Source organism: Janthinobacterium lividum, assembly GCF_034424625.1.
In the GTDB taxonomy this organism is placed as follows: Bacteria; Pseudomonadota; Gammaproteobacteria; order Burkholderiales; family Burkholderiaceae_D; genus Janthinobacterium; species Janthinobacterium lividum.
This window is the reverse complement of record NZ_CP139976.1, coordinates 3,721,879-3,745,952: the sequence shown is the minus strand read 5'-3', so window position 1 is coordinate 3,745,952 and position 24,074 is coordinate 3,721,879. Positions and strand designations below refer to the sequence as shown.

Genomic DNA, 24,074 nt, shown 5'->3' with positions numbered 1-24,074 from the left:
GTGCCCGGCAGCGCACCGACCGTCCACGTGTTTGCCTGCAACGGGCGCTTTCCCGGCTGGGAAGCGCTGCAGGCCTACCTGGCGCCCACATACACGGAGGATGGTGAGACCGTGCCGTCGCCATTCTTCCTGGAAACGGGACTCACGGGCTATGAGCCGGCCTGTGTTGAAAGCGCGCTGCTGGCGGCGCCAGTGCCGCTGGCGCAGTTGTTCGATGGCGTGTCGTATGGCGACAGCTGGCTGGCGCAGGCCTGCGCGGACGCGGTGGCGCAGGGCGTGCTGGCCGACACGAGCGTGTGCGTGTTTGCGCCGAATCAGCTGGCACACCCGCAGCGCAGTTCGCTCCATTACGTGGGCAGCTACCGTTACAGGGTGGATTGATCGCCGTCCTGGCGTTCTTCATGCAATAGCTTGTTGACGGCCGCCAGCAGGCTGGTGCCCGACGTGGTGATGAAACGGGCGCCGGCCGCTTCCGCTTCCGTGCCGTAGCTGGCGACCGTATCCTTGCTGCAATACACGATGATGGGCAACGCGGGCTGGGCCTGCCGCACTTCGCGCACCGTGTGCACGCCCGCATCCTTGATGCGCTGGCGGTTCTCCACCCGTGCCATGTCCGTGATGAGCAGCGCATAGTGCTTCTGTTGCAGCATGGCCAGCGCCTGCCGCGTCGAGACCGCCTGGTCTACCTTGATGTTTTCCCGTTCCAGCTGTTCCACCAGCAAGGTATTGTTGCGCGGATGGTCGTCCAGCCACAGCACCAGGCCTGCCTGCTTTTTCTCCGCCGGCATGCCGGCCAGGGCCGTGACGGCCGCGCCCCCGTCCGGCGGATGGGCCAGCAGCAGCTGCGTCACGGCTTCCTGCATGTCTTCGAGCGATTTTTGCTGCAGGCGGCTCAGTTCCGTCACTTCGATTTCCTTGCCGCTCTCCAGGCGCACGGAGTCGTTCTTGACCATGCTGTCGGCCCGCTTGATCATGATGGACAGGTAAATGCGCGTGAGCAGGTAGCCGATCAAAAAACCATGCACGGAAAAGAACAGCATGATGCCGCCCACCACGGCCATGGCGGTCGGCGTGTCGGTGGCCAGGCTGGGCGCGATGAAGGCAGCCATGCTGCGCGCGCTGCCGGGCAGGCTTTTGAGCTCGATCAAGCCCACGCCGACGATGATTTTCGTCAGCCAGTCCGACACTTCCACCAGGTTCGAATTGACTTCCATGGGCGTGGGCGTGCCCAGGAACAGGGTGTTGCCGGCGTTGCCCGCTGCCGCATCGGCTCCGGCGGCGGGCGCTTCGTCCGTGGGGCGGCCCTTGCCATTGGCCCGCTCGTCGGGCGGCGCCGCGTTGACGGTGCCCGATGGCAGGCTGCGCGGTATGCCGAACAGGAATCCCAGCAGCATGCCGCTGACGCAAAAGCCCAGGCTCCACAGCAGAGCCGGCACGGCATGGTAGTAGGGCGGCAGCAGGGCGCCGGCCAGCACGGCCAGCAAGCCCGCCAGCAGGATGTATAGCAGGATGAATGGCAGCGCATCTTTCTTGCGCACCGCTGCCGGCATACTGGCGCCGGCGTTGCTGGTATCCGATTTGCCCACGGCCCCTCCCAATGGATGCGGCATTGCACAAGCTGCATATGCTCATCATAGGAAGCAGGGCGGCCGTGGCATTGAGATGGCGCAAAGCGGCGGCATCCTGGCAGTGTCAGTCTTTGTCAGCCGCCTCCTTGCGCCAGCGCCGCTTCGCGCGCCACCCGCGTATAGGCATTGGCCAGGTCATGCCATTGCTGTTTCGCCGCATTCAGGTGCAGCCGCTCGAGGAAGCTGCCCAGCTTGTCGTTCTGCGCCGCCTTGAGCAGGTCGAGGATGGATTGCATGTCGGTCTGCGAGGTGACGACAGCGCCCAGCAGTGCGGCCAGGCCGGTCTCGGCGCCGCGGCTGCTGCTGTCGAGCTGCTGGAAAGCTGCCGAGATGCTCTGGATCGAACGCTTGAAGTCGTCGCGGATGGCATTGAACTTTTGCGGCAAGCCATCCTGGCAGTGATGCGACTGGGCTGCCTGTTCAATCTGCCGCAGCGCTTCCTGGGCCGAGCGGTCGGCACCCTCGATGGCCAGGCGGATCTGTTCGCGATAGGCGCTTTGCTGCTGCAGCGACACCGCCAGCGCCTGCGTACCCGCCTTCAGCTGGGCCGAACTGCGCTCCATGTCGCTGCTCAGCTGTTGCAGCGCCTGCGTCGCCGTTTGCCGCTGCTGGTCGTTGGGCCCGATTCCCTGGCGGATCTGCTCCTGCACCGCCAGCACGCGGTCGGCGTTCGCGTCAAAGGCGCGGCTAAAGGCCGGCAAGCTGTCTATCCACGCCTGGGTGGGAGCATATGCCGCGCCCAAGTTGCCCGCATCGCGTTCGGCGCGGGCCAGCACTTGATCGAGCTGGTTGCGCGTCCATGTGAAATCGACATTCTGCGACCATGTTTCCGTGGTCGTCTTGGTGCACATGCCCAGGCCCCACCACGCATGCTCGCTGCACCAGCTGCACTGCGTGTACAGCGGGTACGGCCCCAGAGGCTGGCGCACGGCATTGCGCATATTCGCCACTTCGCGCTGGAATTGCGCCAGCTGGCGCAGCGCGTCTTCCAGCGCGGCGGTATTGCTGTTTTGCGCCATGGCGGGCGCATGCAGCAGTCCCAGCGCCAGGGTGGCCATGGCCAGCAGATGCAGCAGGCGTGCGGCGGCGCGCTTCATGGCTGCCGTCCCGTCGCGTCGGGCGGCGCGGGGAAGTCGACCAGCGCGTTGCTGGCGTAGCGTTGCGCGGCGGTGATGAGCGCCTGCCACAGGGGAAATGCCATGGCGCTGGCCAGTGTTTGCGCCAGCCAGCTGTCGTTGCCCAGTTCCGCGTCGCTGGCGTCGGCCGCCAGCTGGGTCGTACCGGAGCCGAGAGCGCTCCACGCGGTGCGCAAGCCGTCCAGCCAATGGATCAGCTCATCGATGGCCGCTTCCAGCCAGCCGCCATTTGCCAGCAGCAGGTTGACGCCTTCCAGTTGCAGCCGCAGCTGCTCGGACAGCGCCGTGTCGCGCGTCAGCTGCTCGCGCAAGGCGTGCAACTGCGCCTCCAGTTCCTTTTTCTTGTGCCCGCTGAACAGGCCCAGGTGCGCCAATTGTTCCTCTAGCGATGCGATGGCGGCCAGCAAGCGCCCCAGCGCTTCTTGCTGTGCCTGCAGATCGGTACCCGTCTGTGCTGCCAGCCGGGCCAGCGCCGCATTCGCCGGCAAGACGCCATCCTTCCATTTGTTCAAGCCTTGCAGCAGGGGGGCAATGGACGCGCGCGCTTCCTCCACCATCGGACCCAGCGCATGCAGTACTTCGCGCCTGTCGCTGGCGCCAACACCCGCCTCCAGCAGTGATTGCTGATACGACAGCATGCTGGCAGCGGAATTTTTCAGGCGCAAGACAAACCACACCAGGCACGCGTACAGCATGGCCGGCGGCGTATTCTGCGCCAGGGCGTCAGGCGATGTGGCCAGCAGGGCGCGCAAGCTTTGTGGCGTGCCAAAGCGGGCCGCCTCGTCCGCTACGGCTTGCGCCGCCGCTGCCAGCGGCAGGTCCGGGCCGGGCTGCAGCTTGTCCGCCTGGACCAGGTAGTACGTGAGGTGATCCCAGGCGCTGCCGCCTTCAAACGCCAGATGGGGATTGCCATCATCAACAGCTTGCCGCAGCGCCGCCTGTTGCACTGCCAGCGGATATCCGAATTGTCTCGACATGATGTTTGCCTTTCTAGAAGCCAACGATCGGTATGTTTGCCCCCCGGTGCCTGCGCCGGAGGGCAACTGTCATCAAGCGGCGCGCTGGTTTTCCGACAGGTGCTGGCCGAATGCGAGGTTGTCGTAGTCGACCAGCGATTGCACGGTGAACTGCTTGGCGCTGTCATCGATGGCTTGCCAGGAATCGATGGCCAGCTTGGCTTTCGCCTTGACGAGGAAAGGCATGCTGCCCACGTTCGATTCCGTGATGCTGTTGCCCAGCGTGATCATGTCCGTATTCATCTGCACCCACACGCCTTCCACCGTTTGCAGGTTGCCGAGGAATTTGGACATGGCCGGTCCCACGCGCGCCATCTGCGTGTTGAAGTCGCCCAGGTCGCTGCGCAGCCGCTGTTTCTTTTGCAATTCCTGCGTCTGGCTGCTGATCTGCGTGCAATATTCGTTGTAGGCGGCGCGGTTCTGCGCCGCCTTGATGCCCAGCCCGACGCCGGCGGCGATGGCGGCTGCGCCGCCCACCAGCAGCGAGACGCCGCCCGTGAACGGCGCCAGCAGGCCGCCGATCAGCGCGCAGCCGACGGAGGCCGTGACGGCGGCGATGGTGAAGTCGCGCCAGGCCTTGTAGGCGGCATCGCGCAGTTTCTCCAGCTCCACGATCTTCGTTTCCAGGCCGCCGATGGTGCGGTTGACATTAGCGATCATCGTCGACGAACTGCTGGTAAATGCCTGCAGCTTGCTGTTGTATTCATTCATTTTCTGTTCGAACAGACCCAGCTTCTTGATCAGTGCCGCCACTTCGGCCGACATTTTTTGCGCCAGCGGTATCGGCCCCATGGTCTGGTCGAACAGATAGGCTTTCAGGTTCTCCACCTGTTCCTTGGGCGGCAGGCCCGGCAGTTCATCCAGCACGCTTTGATAGCCGCTCACCAGCTTGGTCGAGGTGTCATGCACGCGCTGGCCCAGCCATACTGTGTGCGTGTAGATTTCCGTCGGCGGCGTCGGCGTGGCCAGCAGGCCGGGATTCTTGATCAGGGCCGCGCGCAGGCTTTTCGGGTTGCCGAATTCGGTGGAGGCGTTTTGCACGCTTTTCATTGCGCCGATGCAATCGAGTACCGTCTGCGAGCCATCGACGGCGCCGTACTTGCTTTCGAAATCGCCTTTGGTGATGGGCAATTCGGTGGCCGAGCCCACATAGGCTTGCAATTCGATCCAGCTATCGCTGAACAGGGCAAACTGGCTCTTTTGTCCGGATTGGGGATTGGCCGGCGTGGTCAAGCCTGGCGGCGGGTCGATCGATGGCGTGGCGGCGGTATTAATAGCGGTAACACTCATGGTAGTTCCCTTCAGTGATCAGGTCAGACTGCGTGGAAGTACGGAAAACAGCTACTGAAAACGCTGGCGTCAGGCGGCAAGCCTGGCCGTCAGTTGCTGCTGCCAGTCGGGCTGGTCTGGCGGCAAGCTGGCGCCAAAGCCGATCAGGTTGGCATCGACAAAGGACCCGGTAACAAACGCCTTCAAGGCGTTGTCGAGCGTGCGCCAGCCATCGGCAGCCTTGACCATCTCGGCTTCGCGCAGCCATGGTCCGGTGTGCAGGTTGTCCACGCTCAAATCGCTGGCGCGCGCGCCCAGTTCCCGCGCCGATGCGCTCCAGGCCGCTTGCACGCTGCGCAACTGGCCCAGGATGCCGTTGGATGCCGGCAGCGAGAATTTCATCAGTTCATCGAGCGCGCCCAGGTCGCTGCGGTAGCACGCGCGCTTGGCGAGGAAGGCGCTCTGCTCGTGCACTTCCTGTACCAGGCCATCGTATTTGCCGCGCGCCACGCCGGCCGCCGCGCCCAGCGCCGCTGCGGAGAGGGCCACGCCGCCGCCCGTGACGGCCGAACCGATGGCAAAGCTGCCGCCGCCCGTGGGCACGGCCAGGATCACCATGATGGCAATGCCGATGATGCCGATGACGGCGGGCACGATGCAGGCGGAAATAGTCAATGCCAGCCATTTCGAATAGGCGGCGTCGCGCGCGCGCTCCAGTTCGCCGATTTTCTGTCCCAGGGCGCCGATTTCCTTGTCGAGTTCAGTACGCGTCTTGGATGAGCGTTCGGTGAAGGTGCGCATCAGCAACTGGGCGTCGTCCAGCGCTGTTTCGATGTGTTCGAACTCCGCGATCAACTCGCCGATTTTCGCGATGGTGTTCTGCATATTGTCGAGTATCTGGCCATTGTCGAGGAACAGGCTCCTGATGCCGGCCGTGGCGTCGGCCGCCGATTCGTGGCGCGCCATCTCCGGGATGCTGCGCAAGGTCGACGACAGCGTAAAGGCATCGCGGTGCGCCCGCTCCACGGTCCAGACGGTGGCGGAAAAGGCATCGTTTTTCGGGCGCGTGCCGTTGGCCAGGAAATTCGGGTCGTGCAGGATCTTTGCCCGCAGGCTGCTGGGACTGCCGTAACGCTCGGCCGTCTGGCGCAGCTTGCGCATGGCGTCGAAGCATTCCTTCATTTGCGAACCGGACGAAGCGTCGCCGTAGCGCTGTTCGTATTCGCCGATATCCGACGGCAGGGCCAGCACGGCCTGTATGCGCGTCTGCAGGTCGATCCATTGCTGCGAGGCCAGCACGAAGCGCTGGCCATCCGGATTGTCGCCCGGTGTCAGCAGAGTGGAAGAGGGCAGGAACAATGTCATGTAGTTCTCCAGTTCAAAGTGGTCGCCAGGCCGCGCCGTGCAGGCGTGCCGGTGTCTGACAATATGGAAAAAACCAAAGACTTTGCCGCGGCTGCGCCAGCCTGCGTGGTCGACATGGCAGGGCGTCGCGTAGACGGCGAAATCACAGCGACAGCCCTGATGCGCGCGGCGGAGCGGCGCGGGCGAAAGAGCGGCAGGCATGGCAGGAGATGCTGGCGGGCCGGTCTTGTGCGCGGATTCTGACAGGTAGTATGCACTTTTTATATGGCGACATTCTCTCTAAAGATAACTCGCCTCGATTTATTTCATTGTTTGAAAACATGTGTTTTGCAGCTTGATTTTGCGCAAATGTTTGAATCCGAACGCCGGTGTTTTGCGTATCTTCAGGGGCGAGCCACCAGCAGTTGTTTTCAGGATGAACGGGAGAAGAGATGCAATCAAGGAAAATCCCTTTGGCATTGGCCTGGCTGGCCATCCAGGCCAGCGCATGGGCGCAGCCGCCTGCCGCCGCGGTGCCCGATGCCGTTGCCAATGAGGCGCGCACCGTACGCGTGACGGGCCACTACGACAACGCCGTCGGCACGTCGGACGCGGCCAGCCAGGGCGTCATCACCAGCGAACTGATCGTCAACCGGCCCGCCTTGCGCACGGGAGAGCTGCTGGAATTCGTGCCGGGATTGATCGTTACCCAGCACAGCGGCGACGGCAAGGCCAACCAGTATTTCCTGCGCGGTTTTAACCTCGACCACGGGACGGATTTCGCCACGCATGTCGATGGCATGCCCGTCAACATGCGCACGCATGCCCATGGACAGGGTTATTCCGACCTCAATTTCCTCATTCCCGAGCTGGTGCAGCGCATCGACTACAAGAAGGGGCCGTATTTCGCCAGCGAAGGTGATTTTTCCTCGGCAGGCAGCGCGCGCATCCGCCTGGCCGACAAATTGCCGGAGGGCCAGGCCAGCGTGTCCGTCGGCCAGCATGGCTATGTGCGCGGCGTCGTGGCCGATTCCTTTGCAGCAGGACAAGGCACCTTGCTGTACGGCCTGGAAGTCAACCGTAACAACGGCCCCTGGGATGTGCCGGAAAGGGTGCGCAAATATAGCGGCGTGCTGCGCTACAGCCAGGGCACGCCGGACAACGGTTTCAGTGTGACGGCGATGGCGTACAAGAATGGCTGGAACGCCACCGACCAGGTGCCGCTGCGCGCCGTGGCATCGGGCCGGATCGGCCGTTTCGGCTCGCTGGCGCCCAGCGACGGCGGCGACACCTCGCGCACCAGCCTGTCCTACGCCATGCGCCAGCGCACGCAGAACCGCTTGTTCGAGCTGGACGCTTACCTGATCCGTTCACAGCTGGAACTCAACAGCGATTTCACCTACTTCCTGGCCAATCCGGACGCCGGCGACCAGTTCCAGCAAAGCGAGCGGCGCACGGTGGCCGGCGTGAATGCCGGCGAAAGCTGGACCACGGAGCTGTTCGGCCTTTCCCTGCGCAACAAGCTCGGCGTGCAGGCGCGCTACGACAGGCTGTCGCCCGTGGGCTTGTACAACACGGTGGAGCGCATGCGGCAAGGCACGCTGCGCGAAGACCGCGTGCGCGAGGCCAGCATCGGCCTGTATGGCGAAAACACGGTGCAGTGGCTGCCCTGGCTGCGTTCGGTGGCGGGCTTGCGCTACGACGCCTACCGTTTCAAAGTCGACAGCAGCATAGCCGGCAACAGCGGCACGGCGAACGACCATGTGGTGTCGCCCAAGCTGTCCCTGATCCTGGGGCCATGGAGCAAGACGGAATTTTTCGTGAACTATGGAAAAGGTTTTCATAGCAACGATGCACGCGGCACGACGCAGACGCGCCTGGCCGATGGCGCAGCGTCCACGCCCGTCACGCCCCTGGTGCCGAGCAAAGGCATGGAACTGGGCGCGCGCACGGAATGGCTGCCGGGCCTGCAAAGCTCGCTGGCCCTGTGGCGCCTCGATATCGCGTCGGAACTGCTGTTCGTGGGCGATGCGGGCGAAACGGAGCCGAGCCGCGCCAGCCGCCGCCACGGCATCGAGTGGAACAACCATTATATTGCCGCGCCGTGGCTGCTGTTCGACCTGGACCTGGCCGCCTCGCGCTCGCGCTATACGGAAAATGATCCGGCTGGCAATTTCATTCCGGGCTCAATCGACAAGGTGGCCTCGTTTGGCGTGACGGTGACGGACCAGGGGCCGTGGTCGGGCGCCTTCCAGCTGCGCTATTTTGGCCCCCGTCCCTTGATCGAGGACAATAGCGTGCGCTCCGCCTCGACCACCTTGGCGTATGCGCGCGTGGCATACCAGCTCAACCGCAAGACGCGGCTGTCGCTCGACGTGTTCAACCTGTTCAACAAGCGCGCCAGCGACATCGATTACTACTATGCGTCGCGCCTGCCCGGCGAGGGGGCGGACGAGGTGAATGACCGGCATTTTCATCCGGTCGAGCCCCGATCCGCGCGCCTGACCTTGTCATATGCGTTCTGATAACGGTAGACTGCGGCATGACAGATCATTTGGTAAATACCAGCAAATTCCTTTCCCTCATACTGCGCCACGCTCCTGAAAAAATCGGCCTTGCGCTCGATCCCCAAGGCTGGGCCGACATCGGCCAGCTGCTGGCGCTGGCGGCCCAACATGGCCGCCGGATTTCCCTTGAACAATTGGATGACGTGGTGGTGCACGACAGCAAGACGCGCTACGCCATCAGCGATGACGGCTTGCGCATCCGCGCCAACCAGGGCCACTCGCTGGCGGCCGTCGATATCGCCTTGCCGCCCACTACGCCGCCCGCCATGCTGTATCACGGCACGGCCAGCCGCTTTGTCGAGGCGATCCGCGCCGGCGGCCTGCTGCCGGGATCGCGCAACCATGTGCACCTGTCCAGCAACCACGAAACGGTCGTGGCCGTGGGCGGGCGCCATGGCAAGCCCGTCGTGCTGACGGTGGATGCGGCCGCCATGCAGGCGCAGGGCCATGTGTTCTATGTGTCCGACAACGGCGTGTGGCTGACTGACGCCGTGCCGCAGACCTTCATCACTTTTCCCTGAGGGGCGCTTCCACGCCCGAATAGGCCAGCACGGCGTCGGGCAGGCGCGCGCCCCGGATAGCAATGGCCGCGACGGCCTGGTTCAGCTCGGCCACTTCTCCCGACGTCAACCGCACGTGCGCCGCGCCGATATTGTCCAGCATGTGCGCCATCTGCGTGGTGCCGGGAATCGGCACGATCCACGGCCGCTGCGCCATCAGCCAGGCCAGGGCGATCTGCGCCGGTGTCACCTGCTTGCGCGTGGCCCAGCTATTCACCAGGGCCGCCAGCGCCAGGTTGTGCGGCAGGTTTTCCGGTGAAAAGCGCGATTCGATCTTGCGGATGTCGCCATCGGCAAAGCGCGTCCTGGCGTCGATGGCGCCTGCCAGGAAGCCCACGCCCAGCGGGCTCCACGGCACGAAGCCAATGCCGAGTTCCTGGCACAGGGCCAGCACGCCGTCTTCCGGCCCCCGCCACAGCATCGAGTATTCGCTTTGCACGGCACTGACGGGCAGGGCCGCATGGGCGCGGCGCAAGGTGTTCAAGCCCATTTCCGACAAGCCCCAGTGCAGCACCTTGCCTTCTTTCATGAGGTTCTGCACGGCGCCGGCCACGTCCTCGATCGGCACTTGCGGGTCGACCCGGTGCTGGTACAGCAAGTCGATGCGGTCCGTGCGCAGGCGTTTGAGCATGCCTTCCACGGCCAGCTTGATGTGCGCCGGACGGCTGTTGCGGCCCGGACGCCGCTCGCCCGTTTCCAGGTCGATATCCCAGCCGAATTTGGAAGCGATGACGATCTGGTCGCGGAACGGCGCCATGCCTTCGCCGAGGATGCGTTCTACCTCGTGCGGGCCATACGCCTCGGCCGCGTCATAGAAGGTGACGCCGCGCTCGAATGCCGTGCGGATAATCTTGTGCATCTCTGGACGGCTGGGCACGGTTGTCTGGTAGGTACGGCTCATGTTTTGCACGCCCAGGCCCACGCTCGATACTTCCAGCGTGCCCAGCTTGCGGCGCCCGTCCACTGTCGTTTGCACCGACTGGCCTTGCGCCGAGCTGATCAATGGCGTGGCGGCCAGGCTGCCGGCCGCCAGCAGGAAGCCGCGGCGGCCCGTGCTTGTATCTTCTGTTGGCATATGTGCTTTCCCTTAAATATCAAGCGTGCGTTCGGCCATCCACTGGACAATGGCCGGGTCGCGGTGCGAAAAGAAGCTGCTGGTAGCCGTTTCCAGGGTGGCGATGGCGACCATGTCCGCTTCGTCGAGGTCGAAATCGTCGATGGCCAGGTTTTCCGCCATGCGCTCGCGGCGCACGGTCTTGGCCAGCACGGCGATGCCCCGGTGCGTGAGCCAGCGCAGGACGACCTGGCCCACGGACCTGCCGTGTCTGGCGGCGATGCCCAGCAGCAACTCATTGTGGAAAAGCTTGTTGCGGCCCTCGGCGAATGGCGCCCACGCCTGCGGCTGCACGCCGTGCTCGAGCATGAAAGCCACGCTGTCCGCTTGCTGGTGGAAAGGGTTGATCTCGATCTGGTTGACGGCGGGCGCGATGTCGTTGAAGGCGATGAGGTCCATCAAGCGGTCCGCATGGAAGTTGCTGACGCCAATGGCGCGCAGCTTGCCGCCGCGATAAGCGTCCTGCATGGCGCGCCAGGAACCGTGCACGTCGCCAAACGGCTGATGGATCAGGAATAAGTCGAGATAATCGAGCCGCAAGCGTCGCAGCGACTGCTCGATGGCGTCGCGCGTACGTTCATAGCCCGTGTCCTGCACCCACAGCTTGCTGGTGACGAACAGCTCTTCGCGCGCCACGCCGCTGTGGGCGATGCCCTTGCCGACGGCCGCCTCGTTCATATAGGACGCGGCTGTGTCGATCAGGCGGTAGCCGGCGGCGATGGCGTCGATCACGCTGCGTTCGCATTCTGCGGGGTCGGGAATCTGGAAGACGCCATAGCCGGCGACGGGCATGCTGATGCCGTTATTCAGGGTGACGCGGTTCATGGCTGGCTCCTTCAATCATTGACAGGAGCTACTTTACGGCGTCAGCCACTCGTTGATAAGCCGTTGGAATCGGCATGGTCTTATTAGTCAGGCTAATGAATGAGGGCCCTGGCCCTGGCTTGCCCCTGGCGCTTGCGGCGCCAGATCAGCACGCCCGTCACGCTCAGGCCCGCCACCAGCAGGCCCATGGCGCAGATGAACATTTTAAAAGGCCAGCCCCACATCGAGGCCATGTGCAGGGCGCTGATCCAGCTGCGGATGGTGTCGCCGCTGGCCGCGCCCGTGGGCAGCCAGGCGGCCAGCTGCCGGCCGCTGGCCGCGTCGAAAAAGACGGTGGTGAGGCCCTTGTGGGCGCGCACGTCGCGGCTGCTGCGCACGTGATAGCTGTACACGCCCAGCTCGCGCTCGCAGGCCAGCGCGTTTTCTTCGAGGATGGTGAACGCGTGCCGGCGCGCCAATTCGCCCATCAACAGGCGGCCCTGCGCGCGCGCGGCTGGCCAGTCCATCGGCGTCCCTGGTGACGGCGCATGCCGCGCGACGATGTCCTCGGCTCCCTGGTGCGGGAACAGCGGCTGCATCACGGCCGCATACACGCCGTACAGGTTGAAGGCGACGCCGCTCCAGGCAAACACCAGCAGCATGGCCCACAGCCACAGGCCGCCCGCGCGGTGCAGGTCGAATACCAGCTTATAGCTGCCGCCGTGGCGGCGCAGTAGCCAGGACGGACGCCAGCGCAGCAGCCACGGTTTCGTGCCCGGCGAGCGTTTCTTCAGGCGCGCGGGGAAGGTCAGGGCGGCACCGATGAAGCAGTCGACCGTCCAGACGATGGCGATCAGGCCGAACACCAGCAAGCCCGTGTCGCCCAGCGCCAGCGCGTAATGCAGGCGCTCGATGAAGGGCAGCAGATTGATGGCGCCCTGGCCGATCTCGCCCCAGCGGCGCTGGCCAAGCAGCGCGCCCGTGTAGGGATCGACAAACACTTCATTGCTGGCCAGCGGTGATGCATCGCCCGGGCGCAGGTAAAACACCATGCTGTGGCCGGGCGGCGCCGACAGGGGCGCGTAGCTGACCTGCGCTTGCGGGAAGCGCGCGGCGACCGACTCGCGCAGCTGCAAGGCGTCGAGCGGCACGGTGCCCGGCGTTGGCGGCGCCACGCGGAAGACGGCGGGCAGCATGGCCGCCTCCAGTTCATCCTTCCACGCGAGCAGGCTGCCCGTCACGCCGGCGACGATGAGGAAGCCGGCCATCAGCAAGCCTGCGTAGCGGTGCAGCGCCGCCAGGACGGGGCGCATGTGCAGCGATGGCATCAGAAACGGTACATGGCGCTGACGTTGGCCGTGCGTTCGGCATTGCGGTAGCACAGGTTCGGCAGGTAGCCGCAGTCATACAGGGTCTGCTTGTTGAGCACATTGTTGACGTTGAGGGCAAACTGCCACGGTCCGCGCGACACGCCCAGCGCCGCGTCCCACTGCGTCAGGCCGCCGTTGCGGATATTCAGGTTCTCGCCATCGGAGTTCGAGCGCATGGCGCCGAGAAAGCGCATGCCCAGCGCCGCATATGCGGGCAGTGCCGTGCCCAGGTTGAACGACTGGCGCGCCCACGCCGAGGCGCTGTGGCGCGGCGCGCCCGCTTGCTGCAAGCCCAGGTCGCCGTTATTGCTCGCCCTGACTTCCGTATCGAGGTAGGTGTATTGCGCGATCAGGCTCAGGCGGCTGGCGAACTCCGTGCGCGCTTCCAGTTCCACGCCGCGCGAGCCTACCTGGCCCGTTTGCTGCAAACGGCCCGGGTTGCCGATGTCGGAGGTGGTGACGTTGTCGCGCACCAGGTCGAAGACGGCGGCCGTATAGCTGGCGCGCTGGCCCACGGGTTCGTAGCGTACGCCCGCTTCGAACTGCTTGCCGCGCGACGGCTTCAAGGCGTCGCCGTTGGCCGTGATGCCCAGTTCGGGCGAGAACGAGGTGGCGTAGCAGACGTACGGCGCCCAGCCGCCATCGAACAGGTAGACGGCGCCTACGCGGCCCGTGGTGGCCGATGGCGACTGGTGGAAGTCCGGTTTGACGGCGCCGCTATGGAGGTCGGTGACGTCGCGCGACTGCGTGGCCTTGTCGCGGCGCAGGCCAGCCGTGACGACCCAGCGGTCCCATTTCAATTGATCCTGCGCATACAGGCCCAGCTGGCGCGACGGCGCATCGGCGCGCGTGGGCGCTTGGGCCGGGACCAGTGGCTGCTTGTCATACACGGGCTGGTACAGGTCGATCGGCTCGATAAAACCCTTCTGGTGGCGGTAGTCGTCCGTGTTGCGGATATTCGCATAATCGACGCCCAGCAGCACCTGGTGCGCCAGGCCGCCCGTGGCAAACCGCGCCTGCAGCTGGGTGTCGGCGAACAGGCTTTTCGACGCCGTATCGACGGGCATGAAATAGCGCTCCACCGTGCCATCGTCATTCAGGCCCAGGGGAAACATGTCCGTGCGGTCGTTCTTCAGGCGCGTGTAGCGCAGGTTCTGGCGCAGCGACCAGGTGTCGTTGAATCTGTGCTCGAACTCGTAGCCCAGCATGGTGTTGCGGCGCTTGAAGCGGTTATCGTCGCCCATCAGGTTGAGACGCGGGTCGACCTGGCCGCGCGGGCCTGGCTGCAGCAGCTGATTGGGAAACGCGTACTGCTGGTTGTCCTGCTCGTAGCGGGCCAGCACGGTCAAACGCGTGGCGGGTCCCGCCTGCCAGGTGAGCGAGGGGGCGAAGTACAGGCGGTTGTCGCGGTCGCGGTCCAGCCGCGTGTCCGCTTCGCGGCCCAGCATGACGACCCTGTATGTCCAGGCGCCTGGCGCGTCGAGCGCGCCGCCCACGTCGGCTTTCAGCTGGCGGCGCTGGTAGCTGCCGTACTCAATCCCCACCTCGCGCACGGCATCCATGCTGGGACGCTTGCTGACGGCGTTGATCATGCCGCCCGGCGGAATCTGCCCGTACAGCACGGACGCGGGGCCGCGCAGCACTTCCAGGCGTTCCAGGCCATACGGTTCGATCGAGGCGCCAAAGGTGCGGCCCGAATTGCGCAAGCCATCCTGCAGGATGCCGTTCGTTTCGATGGTGAAGCCGCGCAGCAGCGAGGAATCGTCGCTGCCCAGCGGGCGCTGGTTCGGCGTCACGCCGGCCGTGTAGCGCAGGGTCTCGTCGAGCGATTCGGCGTTGCGGTCGCTGATTTCATCGGCCGTGACGAGGGACACGGATTGCGGGTTTTCATTCAGGGCCGTATCCGTCTTGGTGGCCGAGCCGGCGCGCCGCGCCACATAGCCGCGCACGGGACCTGTCGCCGTTTCGCGTTCGGCCGTGGCATTGATGGTGATGGCGGGCAGGGTGGCGCTGGCCTGGGCCGGCGTGCGTGCCGGTGCCGTCTCCGCCCGCAGCGCATACGCGCCATTCGCCCCAACGACCACACGCACGCCCTGGCCGCGCAGCAGTTCCTCGAAACCCTGGCGCACGTTGTAGCTGCCCGCCAGGCCGCCGCTGCGCTTGCCCTGCAACAGGGCCGCGTCGGCCGACAGTTCCACGCCGGCCGCGCTGGCGAACGTGGTCAGGGCCCTCTCCAGCGGACCGGCGGGGATCGCGTAGGGGCGCTTGGCTTGCGCAGTCTCCAGCATCTGGGCGCGGGCGGCTGGCGCCGTGACGGCCAGGGTACCCACGGCGGCGCCCGCCAGGAACAGGGCCTGGATGGCGGCGGCGAGGGGAAACGGACGCAGCTTGTGCGCGGGTGCGGTCAGGCGAGGGGGCATGGAGCAAATCCTTGGAAAGTGGCAGGAAAAAATCGGTTCTTCCCGTATTCCGAACGAAAAGCCAAAACCCTCAACTTTTTTTCATTTATTTTTTCAGGAGGCGGGACGCGGCCCCACGCTGACCCAGTAGCGCGTGCGGTAGCGTGCTTGCACGGGCAGGCTCAGGGCCAGGTTGGCCAGCGAGCGGTCCGTGTCGCGCAGCGAGTACACGCCTGTCACGCGCAAGCCGGCGATGGAATCTTCGCACCGCAGCACGCCGTGGCGGTAGCGTCCCAGCTCGGCCAGCAGCTGATCCAGACGCATGCGCTCGGCCACCAGGCTGCCATCGGTCCAGGCGGCGGCGCTGTCTTCCACCTTGCCGATGTCTTGCACGGCATGGCGCGTGTAGACGGCCTGCTGGCCCGTCTGCAGGTGCCGGGAGGGCGCACCTTCCTTCACCGGTTGCAGCGCCACGGCGCCCTGGAACACGGCGACACGGCTTTCGCCGTCATCGAGGCGCACGCCAAAGCGCGTGCCCAGCGCCGTGGCTGTGCCTTGCGGCGTCGCCACCAGCAGCGGACGATACACAGGCGACGTTTCATGCGCGCTGGTGACGAGGATGGCGCCGGCGCGCAGCACGATGCGCCGTTCGCCGGCGCTGTATGCCACGTCGATGGCGCTGGCCGTGTCGAGCACCACTTGCGTGCCGTCCGCCAGCACGATGGCGCGCGTCTCGCCCACGGCAGTGCGGTAGTCGCTGGCGGCGCGCTGCCACAGGCTGGACTCGTGCGCCAGCAGGGCCGTGCCGCCGCCCGCCGCGATCAGGCCCAGCAGCTGCAAGGCGCGCCGGCGGCCGGTGGCACGGCGCTGAGCAGGCGCGAGGGCGCCATGCGCCACGTCGCGCGGCAAGGCCTCGAATTGCCGGGCAAAGCGCTGCAGCCGGGCCCAGGCCCGTTCGTGCTCGGGGTGGGCGGCGCGCCAGGCGGCGCAGGCGTCGGCATCGGCCGTGCTGGCGTCTTCCGCCCACAGCCGCGCCATCCACTCGGCGGCGCGCTGCAGCACGGCGGGGGCGATGGGGGTGCTATCGGGCTGGGAGCTCATGCGAATTGCGCCGCGCAGCAGGCCAGCAAGGCGCGGGCGATGTATTTTTCCACCGACGAGACGGAAACGTCGAGGCGCGCGGCGATGTCGGCGTAGGCCATGCCTTCCAGTTTGCACAGCAAAAAGGCGTCGCGCACTTTAGGCGGCAGGCTGGCGAGGATGGCGTCGATTTCCATCAATGCCTCGACGATCAGCGCGCGCATTTCCGGCGTGGGCACCAGCGCTTCCGGCTGCGCGGCGATGGCGTCCGCGTAGGCTGACTCGATATGCCGGCGGCGGAACAGGTCCACCACCAGGCCGTTGGCGATCTGCGCCAGGTGCTGGCGCGATTCGTCCGGCTCGGGTGCGCGGCCGCGCGAGATGATGCGCAGATACGTGTCGTGCGCCAGGTCGGCCGCATCGAAGGCGTTGCCCAGCTTGCGGCGCAGCCAGCCCTGCAGCCAGCCGTGGTGGTCGCTATAGAGCACTTCGATTTGCCGGTGCAGTTCCAGTTCGGGGCGTAGCATGCAACCTTTCCATGCCATGGTCCGCGGGACAGAGTGGCCTTGATGCGATTGAGAATTGTTCGTATTGTAGCCCGGTTGCGCACCGTTGTGGTTGGCTAGTGGCGGAGCAGCAACGCCATCAGGCTGAAATCAGCTTGATGTCGGCTACCCGCTCCACCAGCCACACGCAAGCGACCAGCGCGATGGCCAGCGAGCCGACGGTCAGCACTTGCCGGTACAGCCACGTCTTGCGCAGCAGCCAGGCAATGGGCAGGAAGGCGGCGACGATGGCCAGCTGGCCCAGTTCCACGCCCACGTTGAAACCCAGCAGGCTGGTCAGCAGGGAACCCTGCGGCAAGCCCAGGTCGCGCAGCACGCTGGCAAAGCCGAAACCGTGGATCAGGCCAAAGGCGAAGGCGGCCACGGGGCGTTTGCCGCGGAACAGCGGCAGCAGGTTGTTCAGCGCGGCCAGGATCACCGAGGCGGCAATCGCCGATTCCACCCAGCGCGACGGCAGCGAGACGAGCGACAGGCTGGCCAGGCTCAGGGTGATGGAATGGGCGAGCGTAAACGCCGTGACGACTTTAAAAACGTCAATAAACGCTGCGTTCAAACCCAGATGCAAAGTCTGGGGTCGGACCCTCAGGGTCCGACCCCGGCTCTCCGCCATTGGGTTTAAACGGTCCGTGTCATTTGGACTTTTTAGCAGCACGGCCGGCAGCAGCAGCGACAGCAAAAACAGAATATGGTCGTAGCCGATCCAGATATGCCAGATGCCGTGTTTCACATAGGCGCCGAACTGCGCCAGGCGATTGGGCGTGGTCAGGGAAATGCTCTGGCGCGGGTTGTCCGGGTCGAAGATGGCCGTTTGCGTGGCGCCGCCGGCATTGATCTTGAACAGGCCCTTGTGCTGCGGATCGAGGTCGGCAAACAGCGTGTAGCCGATGCTTAATGCCGCTGGCGCTTTGGCGCCGGGGCAGGCGGCCGCAAAGCGCAGCACGCTGTAGGCGCCGTCCGTGTGGCTGTCGATCAGCTGTTCGACGGCTTTCAAGGGGCAGACGCCCTGGTCGCTGGCCAGCTGCAGGCGCTGCAAGGCGTAGGCGGCGATGGCGTCGTGGCGCGCGCGGATTTCATCCCAGGTCAGCGCGCCGTCGCCATTGCCGTCGAGGCCGATGGCGAAATCGAGGTCGCGCAGGGCGATATCCCATTGCCCTTCGATCTGCTGGCCGTGCACGGCCAGGCTCAAATAACTGTCGCTGGGCTTGTGCGCCTGCGCGGGGGCGAGCCAGGCGCACAGGGTGAGCAGCAACGCGAGCATGCGGGCGTTCACAGCGCACCTGCTTTCTTTGCGGCGCTAAGCTTCTGCGCATCCTGCGGCCCCAGCTGCCTGACGAGCCGCTGCAGGGCCACGTCCTCCACGCCATTGGCCGCCACCCAGGCCAGCACCGGTTGCGCCGCCGCGTAGTTGCGCGCGGCCAGGGCCGCTTCCAGCAGGATGCGCATGTCGGGCACTTCCTTCTGGATGGTCCAGTTCTTCTGCGCCAGTTGCAGGGCGGCCGGCACGTCCTGTTGCAAAAACAGGGCGAAGCGGGCCTGTTCGCGCTGGTGCACGGTGTCGCCCCGTTGCATGGCGGCGTTGAAGCGGGCTGCGAGTTCCGCCTTGGCCGCCTGGAAGGCCGTCTGCTGGCCGGGCAGCGCCTGCAGGGCCAGTGCGTAACGTAACAGCAGGGCGTCGATGCGCTGCTGCTCTTTCAATAACCGGGCGACTTCCTGCGGGCGCTGGCGGTCGAGCAGGAAATCCGCGTAGGCGCCCAGCAGATAGCTGTCGCGCGGCTGCTGCGCCAGCGCGCTGGTGTAGCGCGCTTCGGCCAGCGTGGACTCTCCGCGCCGCGTGGCCATTTCCGCCAGCAGGGTCAAGGCCCAGCTATCGAGCTCGGGTGCCGCGCCGGCGCTACGTTGCAAGGTCAGTTCCAGCAGGCGCTCGCTGCTGGCGGCCCGGCCCGTGACGCTGGCGATATTGGCAAGGCAGGTGACGGTGACCAGTTGCGTTGTCAAGGCCGACAGCCGGGCGCAGCTGGCTGTCGCCTGGGTGTAGTCGCCCTGCACGGTGAGGACGGTGGCGCGCGTCAGCCAGGCCTGGGCGTTTTGCGGCTGCTGCGCGACGACGGCGTCGAGGTCTTGCAGGGCGGGAGCAAAATGGTGGGTGCTTTGCAAAATGGTGGCGCGCAGCAGGCGCACGGGGACGGGCGGCGCCGCCTGCCGCCACCAGGGCGCCAGCGCCGCTTGCGCATAGCCCAGGTAGCGCGGGTCCGTTTCGCTGCGCGCCAGGGCAATGTAGCGTTGGGCCAGGCTGGTGGCCAGGGGGAGGTCTCGCGGCGTGTCGTTCAGTTGCTGGCGCAGGCCGCGCAAGGCCAGCTGCGCGGCATCGGCGCGGCGCGGCAGCTGCTCGATGACGGCGCTGCCGTCTTTCGGCGTGTAAGGCGCGGCCCATGCCAGCACGGGCAGACAGGCGCACAGCAGGGCAATCGGTGTTTTCATCGTGGACGCCATCGACGGTGGAGCGGGGCAGCAAGGGCGGGGCGCCGGAGAACGTGGTCTCCGGCGCCCGCGCTTGCTTACTGCGCGTTACAGCGGTACCGGCTCCGTATTTTCCGGAGAGGTCGCCATGATGGCGTCGATGGCGACGCCGTCCTTGTCATCGCTGGTGGTCAGAATGACGTTGCTGACGGCCACATAGAAGGCGTCGAGCAAGACCACGGGTGGAGGGGTGACGCCGCCGTCACCGTTGTCGCCGCCGTGGCTGCTACTGCCGCCACCGCAGCCGGCCAGCATGGCCGTAAGCGCCAGGGCGCTGATTGCATGGAGCTTTTTCATCGCATTCTCCTCGTTACAGCTGCGGCGAACCGGCCACGGGATTTTTCAGGTAGGGGAAACCTGCCGTGAACGCGGTTTCGTCGAGGAAGGCGCCATCCGTGAAGTGCAGGCCGCCAGCCGGTGCGTCGGCCGGGGCGCAGCCGATGTTCAGGGTGCACAGCTTGCCCATGGCCACGCGCAGCACCACGTCGACCACGTCGTCGCCGGGGCGGCGGCCGTTCGGAAAGCCCGCGTTATCGCCGCCGATGACGCCGAGGCGGTTTTGTGCGCCGACATTGGTGGCCGCGATCGAGGTGTTCAGGCGCAGCATTTCGGACGCCGTCACGGTGACGGGCTGGTTCACGCCCTTGATGCCCGTCAAAAAGGTGGCCACCAGGTCGTTGCGGGGGAAGTTGGTGGGTGCCTTGGCGCCTGCCGAGCCGAACAGCACTTCCACCAGGGCCGGCGCCGTGGGGTTGGTCACATAATCGGCAAACTGCGCGTCGCCCGATGGCTTGCTGGCGTTGAAGCGGTCCTTGTCCTTCAGGCCGATGACCAGTTCATTTACCAGAGGCATGCCCAGGCGCGACACTTGCACCCACGCGCCGCCTTCCTTCGACGCCGTGGTGGCCGTGCCCGGCGCCGGGTTCAGCAGGCGGCCCTGGCGCAGGCTGGCCGTGGTCCAGCCGCCGATGACAGGATCGCTGCCGGCCGTCAGGCAGGTGGTCGGTACTTCCATCTCGATGGCCGTGACGTTCTTGCGCGCCAGGTCATCCTTGGCGGCCGACTCCGCATTCGCGGCAAACTCCGTGGCGGGCGCCTTGATGTTGATCAAGTCGAACGTTTCGCCCAAATTCACGACGAAAGGGTCCTTGCGCTGGCCGACGAACAGGCGCGCCGGCGTGGCGCAGCCGGGAATGTTGACGGCGTACACATGCTGCGCGGCATACGCGGCGTAGTTGGGGATGGCCTTGTTGCCGATATTGTCGACGGGCTTGTCGAAGGTCGTGCCGCCGCCGCTGGCGTTGGTGACTGCGCTCCTCGTGCCCGTGCGGCGGTCGCCCCGCACCACCGTCACGCTGTAGGTTTCGCGCACGTTCAGGCCGGCCGGGTTGACGGAATCGATGGCGCCGCCGTTGATGACGAGCGGAATCGAGACTTTCTTGCCGCCCACGGTGAACTGGCCATCCTTGATGGTGTTGGTAAAGCGGAACTGGAAGGTGAGGTCTTCCTTGCCGTCGCCATTGTTGTCGATATGGATTTCGTACAGGGCGGCGGGGTCCATGGCGAAGTAGTTCGGGCCGCCGTACGCGTCTTGCAGGGGGATATAGTCGGCCACCAGCGTGGTGTAGGCCCCGCGGCCCGCTTCATAGCTGCGGAACATATAGAAGTCGGTGGCGTCGACTTTCGGGTTTTGCGTGATGAACGGCGCTTCGCGGTGGCTGGAGGCATAGGCCGCTGGCGCGATCGCCAAGGCCAGCAGGTTGCCCAGGAGTGCGGCGCCCAGTGCGGTTTTCGAGTGTGACAAAGACATTTCGATTCTCCCGATTTTTGTTAGCGTTGACAGACAGGTCCAAGAAACTGCAGGCTGCCTCACTTGTACGCACGGAAGAAGAAAACGGATTCACTCCTGGGAAAAGGATGTCATTGGCTTACCAGGCCAGCACTTTCGGCCCTATGGCCGCGCCGATGGCGGTCGGCACCAGCATGCCCAGCACATACCAGAAGCCGACGAAGCTGGCCGCCAGCTCCGGGCAGTGCAGGCAATACACGAGCGCGGCCATGCCGCCGGCGGCAAAGCCGGCAGCGGCGCCCGCCAAGCGCAGGCGCGTGGGCGCCAGCTGGCGCATCAGGCGCAGCACGGCGGCCAGGATGGGCAGCGAGAGCAGCGCGATCAGCAAGGGACAGCTGCGCCAGGTGGCGCCCCAGAACAGCTCGGCGCGTTGCTCGGGCGGGGCTTCCTGCAGGATGATGGCACCCAGCGCCCACATCAGCAGCAGGGGCATGGCGATGAGCAAGGGCAGGGCGCGGGTGGCGGCGCCCGGCACGCACAGGCGGCGGCTGACGTGCCAGGCCGCCAGGCAGAGGCAGACGACAAAGCCCACCTTGATCCAGAAATCGGGCAGCTGGGCCAGTTGTTCCAGGTTGGGCCGCACGCCCAGCAGCATGGCCATCAGCGCCACGCTGGCCAGCACGCCGGCGCCCAAAGTGCCTGCGGCACGCCAGCGGGCCCCCGGTGGCGGCGCGGCAGCCACGTCGGGGCCGCTGGCCAGCATGGCGATCAAGTCATCGGTTTTCATGATGCAATCCCTTCATTGCCTGTTCTTAAATTGGCCGCCAGTGCCTTCAAGCCGCGATGCACGGCCACTTTGACGCTGGCTTCCGAAATCTGCATGGCCGCCGCCGTGTCGCGCACGGACCAGCCGTCGAGCTTGGTATGCACGATGGCGTCGCGCTGCTGTGCCGGCAAGCTGGCCAGCAGCTTGCCCAGGTCGCGGCTCGCTTCGGCCGCTTCGGCGTCGGCGCTGGAAAACAGTTCCTGCGTGCCATCTTCTTCGTCATACGGCAAGTGCTGCGCCTCGCGCCGCGCATGCCGGCGCAGCCAGTCGATCAATTTGTAGCGCGCGATCGCATGGATCCACGACGTCAGCGGCACGCCCGTATCGTACGTCAGACGCTGGTTGTGGATGGCCAGCAGACACTCCTGCACCAGGTCTTCCACCTCGTCCGGCCAGCGCTGCAGGCGGCGCCGCAGGAACGCGCGCAAATGGCCGCTGGTGGCTTGCAAGAAACTGCGATAGGCCGCCGCATCGCCATCGAGCCCGCGCAGCATCAAGCCATGCAGCCGCAATTCCGTGCCATGCAGGTGTTCGCTTACAGGTATTCGTTGCATGCAGGCCTTTGGTGACAGGCATTGAAGAAAATAAATCCCGGATTATTTTGCTGGCGGCTGTAACCAATCGGCCTGCGGCGGCGAATTGACTGGCAAGCACGCTTCTTAATTCAATATACCGGTGAAAGACCATGGACATCAAGCACCGCCTTGCATCACTGCTTTTTCCCGTGCTGGGCACGGTCGCGGCATCCCCGGCCATGGCGCAGCTGGCCGCCGGCCAGCGCTGCGCCGTGCAAAGCGGGCCGCAGACGGCGGCGCTGGTGGAACTGTACAGCAGCGAAGGCTGCTCCAGCTGCCCGCCCGCCGACCAGCGCCTGAGCGCCTTGCGCAAGGAAGCGGGCCCGGCCAGCCTGATCGTGCCGCTGGCCCTGCACGTCACCTACTGGGACCAGATCGGCTGGACGGACCCGCTGGCGCAGGCGCAATTCGATGCGCGCCAGGCCGAGTTGCTGCGCCACCAGCCGCGCCACGTGGCCTACACGCCGCAGTTTTTCGTGGGCGGCACGGAATTGCGCGGCTGGGATACGCAGCTGCCGGCCGCCATCCGCCGCATCAACGCGACTGCCGCGCCCGTCAATATCAGCCTGTCCGCCACGCCGGGGCCCAGTGGAAAATTATTGCTTGAAGCGAATGCCAGCGCGCCGGACGCGCAGACGGGCGGCCAGCTGTACGTGGCCATCAGTGAAAGCGCCATCGTCTCGAAAGTGCTGCGCGGCGAAAACCGCGGCGCCACCCTGCATCACGATGCAGCCGTACGCCTGTGGCTGGGGCCGGTGTCTCTGGCGCAAGGCCGCGCCCAGCTGCGCCGCGCAGTCAACCTGCCCGCCACTTGGCGACCCGAGCAGCTGCAAGTGGTCGCCTTCGTGCAGCGGGCCGGCAGCAGCGCCATCCTGCAAGCCGTCAGCACGGCATCCTGCGCGAAGGGAGCGATGTGATGAACGGACAAGCGAGCGTGATCCACCCCGCCTGGCTGCGCCTGACGCACTGGCTCAATGCCGTGGCCGTCGTGGTGCTGGCCACCAGCGGCTGGCGCATCTATAACGCGGCGCCATTTTTCCCCTTCGAGCTGCCGCGCGCGCTGACCCTGGGCGGCTGGCTGGGTGGCGCCCTGCAATGGCATTTCGCCGCCATGTGGTTGCTGGTGGCCAATGGCTTGCTGTATCTGGCGATTAACATCGCCTCTGGACGGCTGCGGCGCCAGTTCTTTCCCCTGACGCCGCGCTTGCTGCTGGCCGATTTCATGGCGGCCCTGAAAGGCAAGCTGGCCCACGCGGACCCCCGTCATTACAACATGGTGCAGCGCGCCGCCTACCTGTTCGTCATGCTCGACTGCATCGTGCTGGTGCTGTCCGGCCTGGTGCTGTGGAAGTCCGTGCAATTTCCCCTGCTGCGCGAGCTCATCGGCGGCTACGAGAGTGCGCGCAGGGTCCACTTCATCGCCATGGCGCTGCTGACGGGCTTTGTCGGCGTGCACTTGCTGATGGTGGCGCTGGTGCCGCGCACGCTGGTCGCCATGCTGCGCGGCCGCTGAA

At 65.7% G+C, this 24,074-nt stretch carries 23 protein-coding genes; 5 read left to right on the top strand and 18 right to left on the bottom strand.

Annotation, left to right across the window (positions count from 1 at the left end):
- Positions 1-381, top strand: a complete 381-nt coding sequence (locus U0004_RS17000) for an immunity 22 family protein (protein ID WP_070257070.1) — start codon at positions 1-3, stop codon at positions 379-381.
- On the opposite strand, the gene U0004_RS16995 is transcribed toward U0004_RS17000, so the two are convergent.
- From U0004_RS16995 to U0004_RS16970, 6 genes are all read right to left on the bottom strand, one after another.
- On the bottom strand, positions 366-1,586 hold the full coding sequence (locus tag U0004_RS16995; protein WP_167468663.1) for a response regulator: 1,221 nt from the start codon (positions 1,584-1,586) through the stop codon (positions 366-368). The genes U0004_RS17000 and U0004_RS16995 overlap by 16 nt on opposite strands.
- Positions 1,587-1,702: 116 nt before the next feature.
- Positions 1,703-2,725 carry a hypothetical protein gene (locus tag U0004_RS16990; protein ID WP_070257074.1) on the bottom strand — a complete coding sequence of 341 codons (1,023 nt, stop codon included), beginning with the start codon at positions 2,723-2,725 and terminating at the stop codon, positions 1,703-1,705.
- The gene (locus U0004_RS16985; protein ID WP_115057509.1) at positions 2,722-3,741 is read right to left on the bottom strand and encodes a hypothetical protein; all 1,020 of its coding nucleotides are present in this window, start codon (positions 3,739-3,741) and stop codon (positions 2,722-2,724) included. Before U0004_RS16985 ends, U0004_RS16990 begins: the two co-directional genes overlap by 4 nt.
- Before the next feature lie 72 nt (positions 3,742-3,813).
- Complete coding sequence (locus U0004_RS16980) at positions 3,814-5,070, bottom strand: alpha-xenorhabdolysin family binary toxin subunit A (protein WP_070253880.1); 1,257 nt, start codon at positions 5,068-5,070, stop codon at positions 3,814-3,816.
- A gap of 69 nt (positions 5,071-5,139) precedes the next feature.
- Positions 5,140-6,414, bottom strand: coding sequence for an alpha-xenorhabdolysin family binary toxin subunit A (locus tag U0004_RS16975; RefSeq protein WP_070253881.1), 1,275 nt, complete (start codon positions 6,412-6,414; stop codon positions 5,140-5,142).
- Between the two features lie 142 nt (positions 6,415-6,556).
- Positions 6,557-6,889 carry a hypothetical protein gene (locus U0004_RS16970; protein WP_167468613.1) on the bottom strand — a complete coding sequence of 111 codons (333 nt, stop codon included), beginning with the start codon at positions 6,887-6,889 and terminating at the stop codon, positions 6,557-6,559.
- Here U0004_RS16970 and U0004_RS16965 point away from each other — a divergent pair.
- The gene (locus U0004_RS16965) at positions 6,846-8,918 is read left to right on the top strand and encodes a TonB-dependent receptor (RefSeq protein ID WP_081345436.1); all 2,073 of its coding nucleotides are present in this window, start codon (positions 6,846-6,848) and stop codon (positions 8,916-8,918) included. The two genes, U0004_RS16970 and U0004_RS16965, sit on opposite strands and share 44 nt — an antisense overlap.
- A gap of 17 nt (positions 8,919-8,935) precedes the next feature.
- The gene (locus U0004_RS16960) at positions 8,936-9,481 is read left to right on the top strand and encodes an RNA 2'-phosphotransferase (protein ID WP_070253882.1); all 546 of its coding nucleotides are present in this window, start codon (positions 8,936-8,938) and stop codon (positions 9,479-9,481) included.
- On the opposite strand, the gene U0004_RS16955 is transcribed toward U0004_RS16960, so the two are convergent.
- The 12 genes from U0004_RS16955 to U0004_RS16900 all read right to left on the bottom strand — a co-directional run bounded on the left by U0004_RS16955 (position 9,468) and on the right by U0004_RS16900 (position 22,539).
- Entirely contained in the window at positions 9,468-10,595 is a 1,128-nt protein-coding gene (locus U0004_RS16955; protein WP_070253883.1) for an aldo/keto reductase, read from the bottom strand. The genes U0004_RS16960 and U0004_RS16955 overlap by 14 nt on opposite strands.
- Before the next feature lie 12 nt (positions 10,596-10,607).
- Entirely contained in the window at positions 10,608-11,459 is an 852-nt protein-coding gene (locus tag U0004_RS16950) for an aldo/keto reductase (RefSeq protein ID WP_070253884.1), read from the bottom strand.
- A 92-nt stretch (positions 11,460-11,551) separates the two neighbouring features.
- Positions 11,552-12,766, bottom strand: a complete 1,215-nt coding sequence (locus tag U0004_RS16945; RefSeq protein WP_217495215.1) for a PepSY-associated TM helix domain-containing protein — start codon at positions 12,764-12,766, stop codon at positions 11,552-11,554.
- Positions 12,766-15,228 carry a TonB-dependent siderophore receptor gene (locus U0004_RS16940; protein WP_070253885.1) on the bottom strand — a complete coding sequence of 821 codons (2,463 nt, stop codon included), beginning with the start codon at positions 15,226-15,228 and terminating at the stop codon, positions 12,766-12,768. Before U0004_RS16940 ends, U0004_RS16945 begins: the two co-directional genes overlap by 1 nt.
- Before the next feature lie 93 nt (positions 15,229-15,321).
- Complete coding sequence (locus U0004_RS16935) at positions 15,322-16,308, bottom strand: FecR domain-containing protein (RefSeq protein WP_115057508.1); 987 nt, start codon at positions 16,306-16,308, stop codon at positions 15,322-15,324.
- Entirely contained in the window at positions 16,305-16,814 is a 510-nt protein-coding gene (locus U0004_RS16930) for a sigma-70 family RNA polymerase sigma factor (protein ID WP_070260652.1), read from the bottom strand. The genes U0004_RS16935 and U0004_RS16930 overlap by 4 nt, the downstream gene beginning before the upstream one ends.
- 118 nt (positions 16,815-16,932) lie before the next feature.
- Entirely contained in the window at positions 16,933-18,111 is a 1,179-nt protein-coding gene (locus tag U0004_RS16925; protein WP_070260695.1) for a HupE/UreJ family protein, read from the bottom strand.
- Positions 18,112-18,119: 8 nt separating this feature from the next.
- Positions 18,120-19,331, bottom strand: a complete 1,212-nt coding sequence (locus tag U0004_RS16920; RefSeq protein WP_070260654.1) for a tetratricopeptide repeat protein — start codon at positions 19,329-19,331, stop codon at positions 18,120-18,122.
- An 87-nt stretch (positions 19,332-19,418) separates the two neighbouring features.
- On the bottom strand, positions 19,419-19,667 hold the full coding sequence (locus U0004_RS16915; RefSeq protein WP_070260656.1) for a hypothetical protein: 249 nt from the start codon (positions 19,665-19,667) through the stop codon (positions 19,419-19,421).
- Positions 19,668-19,680: 13 nt separating this feature from the next.
- Complete coding sequence (locus U0004_RS16910; protein WP_070260658.1) at positions 19,681-21,180, bottom strand: DUF4331 domain-containing protein; 1,500 nt, start codon at positions 21,178-21,180, stop codon at positions 19,681-19,683.
- 118 nt (positions 21,181-21,298) lie between these two features.
- Positions 21,299-21,946: an NrsF family protein gene (locus U0004_RS16905; protein WP_070260660.1), complete on the bottom strand. Its 648-nt coding sequence runs from the start codon at positions 21,944-21,946 to the stop codon at positions 21,299-21,301.
- Complete coding sequence (locus tag U0004_RS16900) at positions 21,943-22,539, bottom strand: sigma-70 family RNA polymerase sigma factor (RefSeq protein ID WP_070260662.1); 597 nt, start codon at positions 22,537-22,539, stop codon at positions 21,943-21,945. The genes U0004_RS16905 and U0004_RS16900 overlap by 4 nt, the downstream gene beginning before the upstream one ends.
- 131 nt (positions 22,540-22,670) lie before the next feature.
- On the opposite strand from U0004_RS16900, the gene U0004_RS16895 reads away from it, so the two are divergent.
- Both U0004_RS16895 and U0004_RS16890 read left to right on the top strand, forming a co-directional pair.
- Positions 22,671-23,477, top strand: a complete 807-nt coding sequence (locus U0004_RS16895) for a DUF1223 domain-containing protein (protein ID WP_070260664.1) — start codon at positions 22,671-22,673, stop codon at positions 23,475-23,477.
- The gene (locus U0004_RS16890) at positions 23,477-24,073 is read left to right on the top strand and encodes a cytochrome b/b6 domain-containing protein (protein ID WP_070260666.1); all 597 of its coding nucleotides are present in this window, start codon (positions 23,477-23,479) and stop codon (positions 24,071-24,073) included. The genes U0004_RS16895 and U0004_RS16890 overlap by 1 nt, the downstream gene beginning before the upstream one ends.
- Position 24,074: the final 1 nt, after the last annotated feature.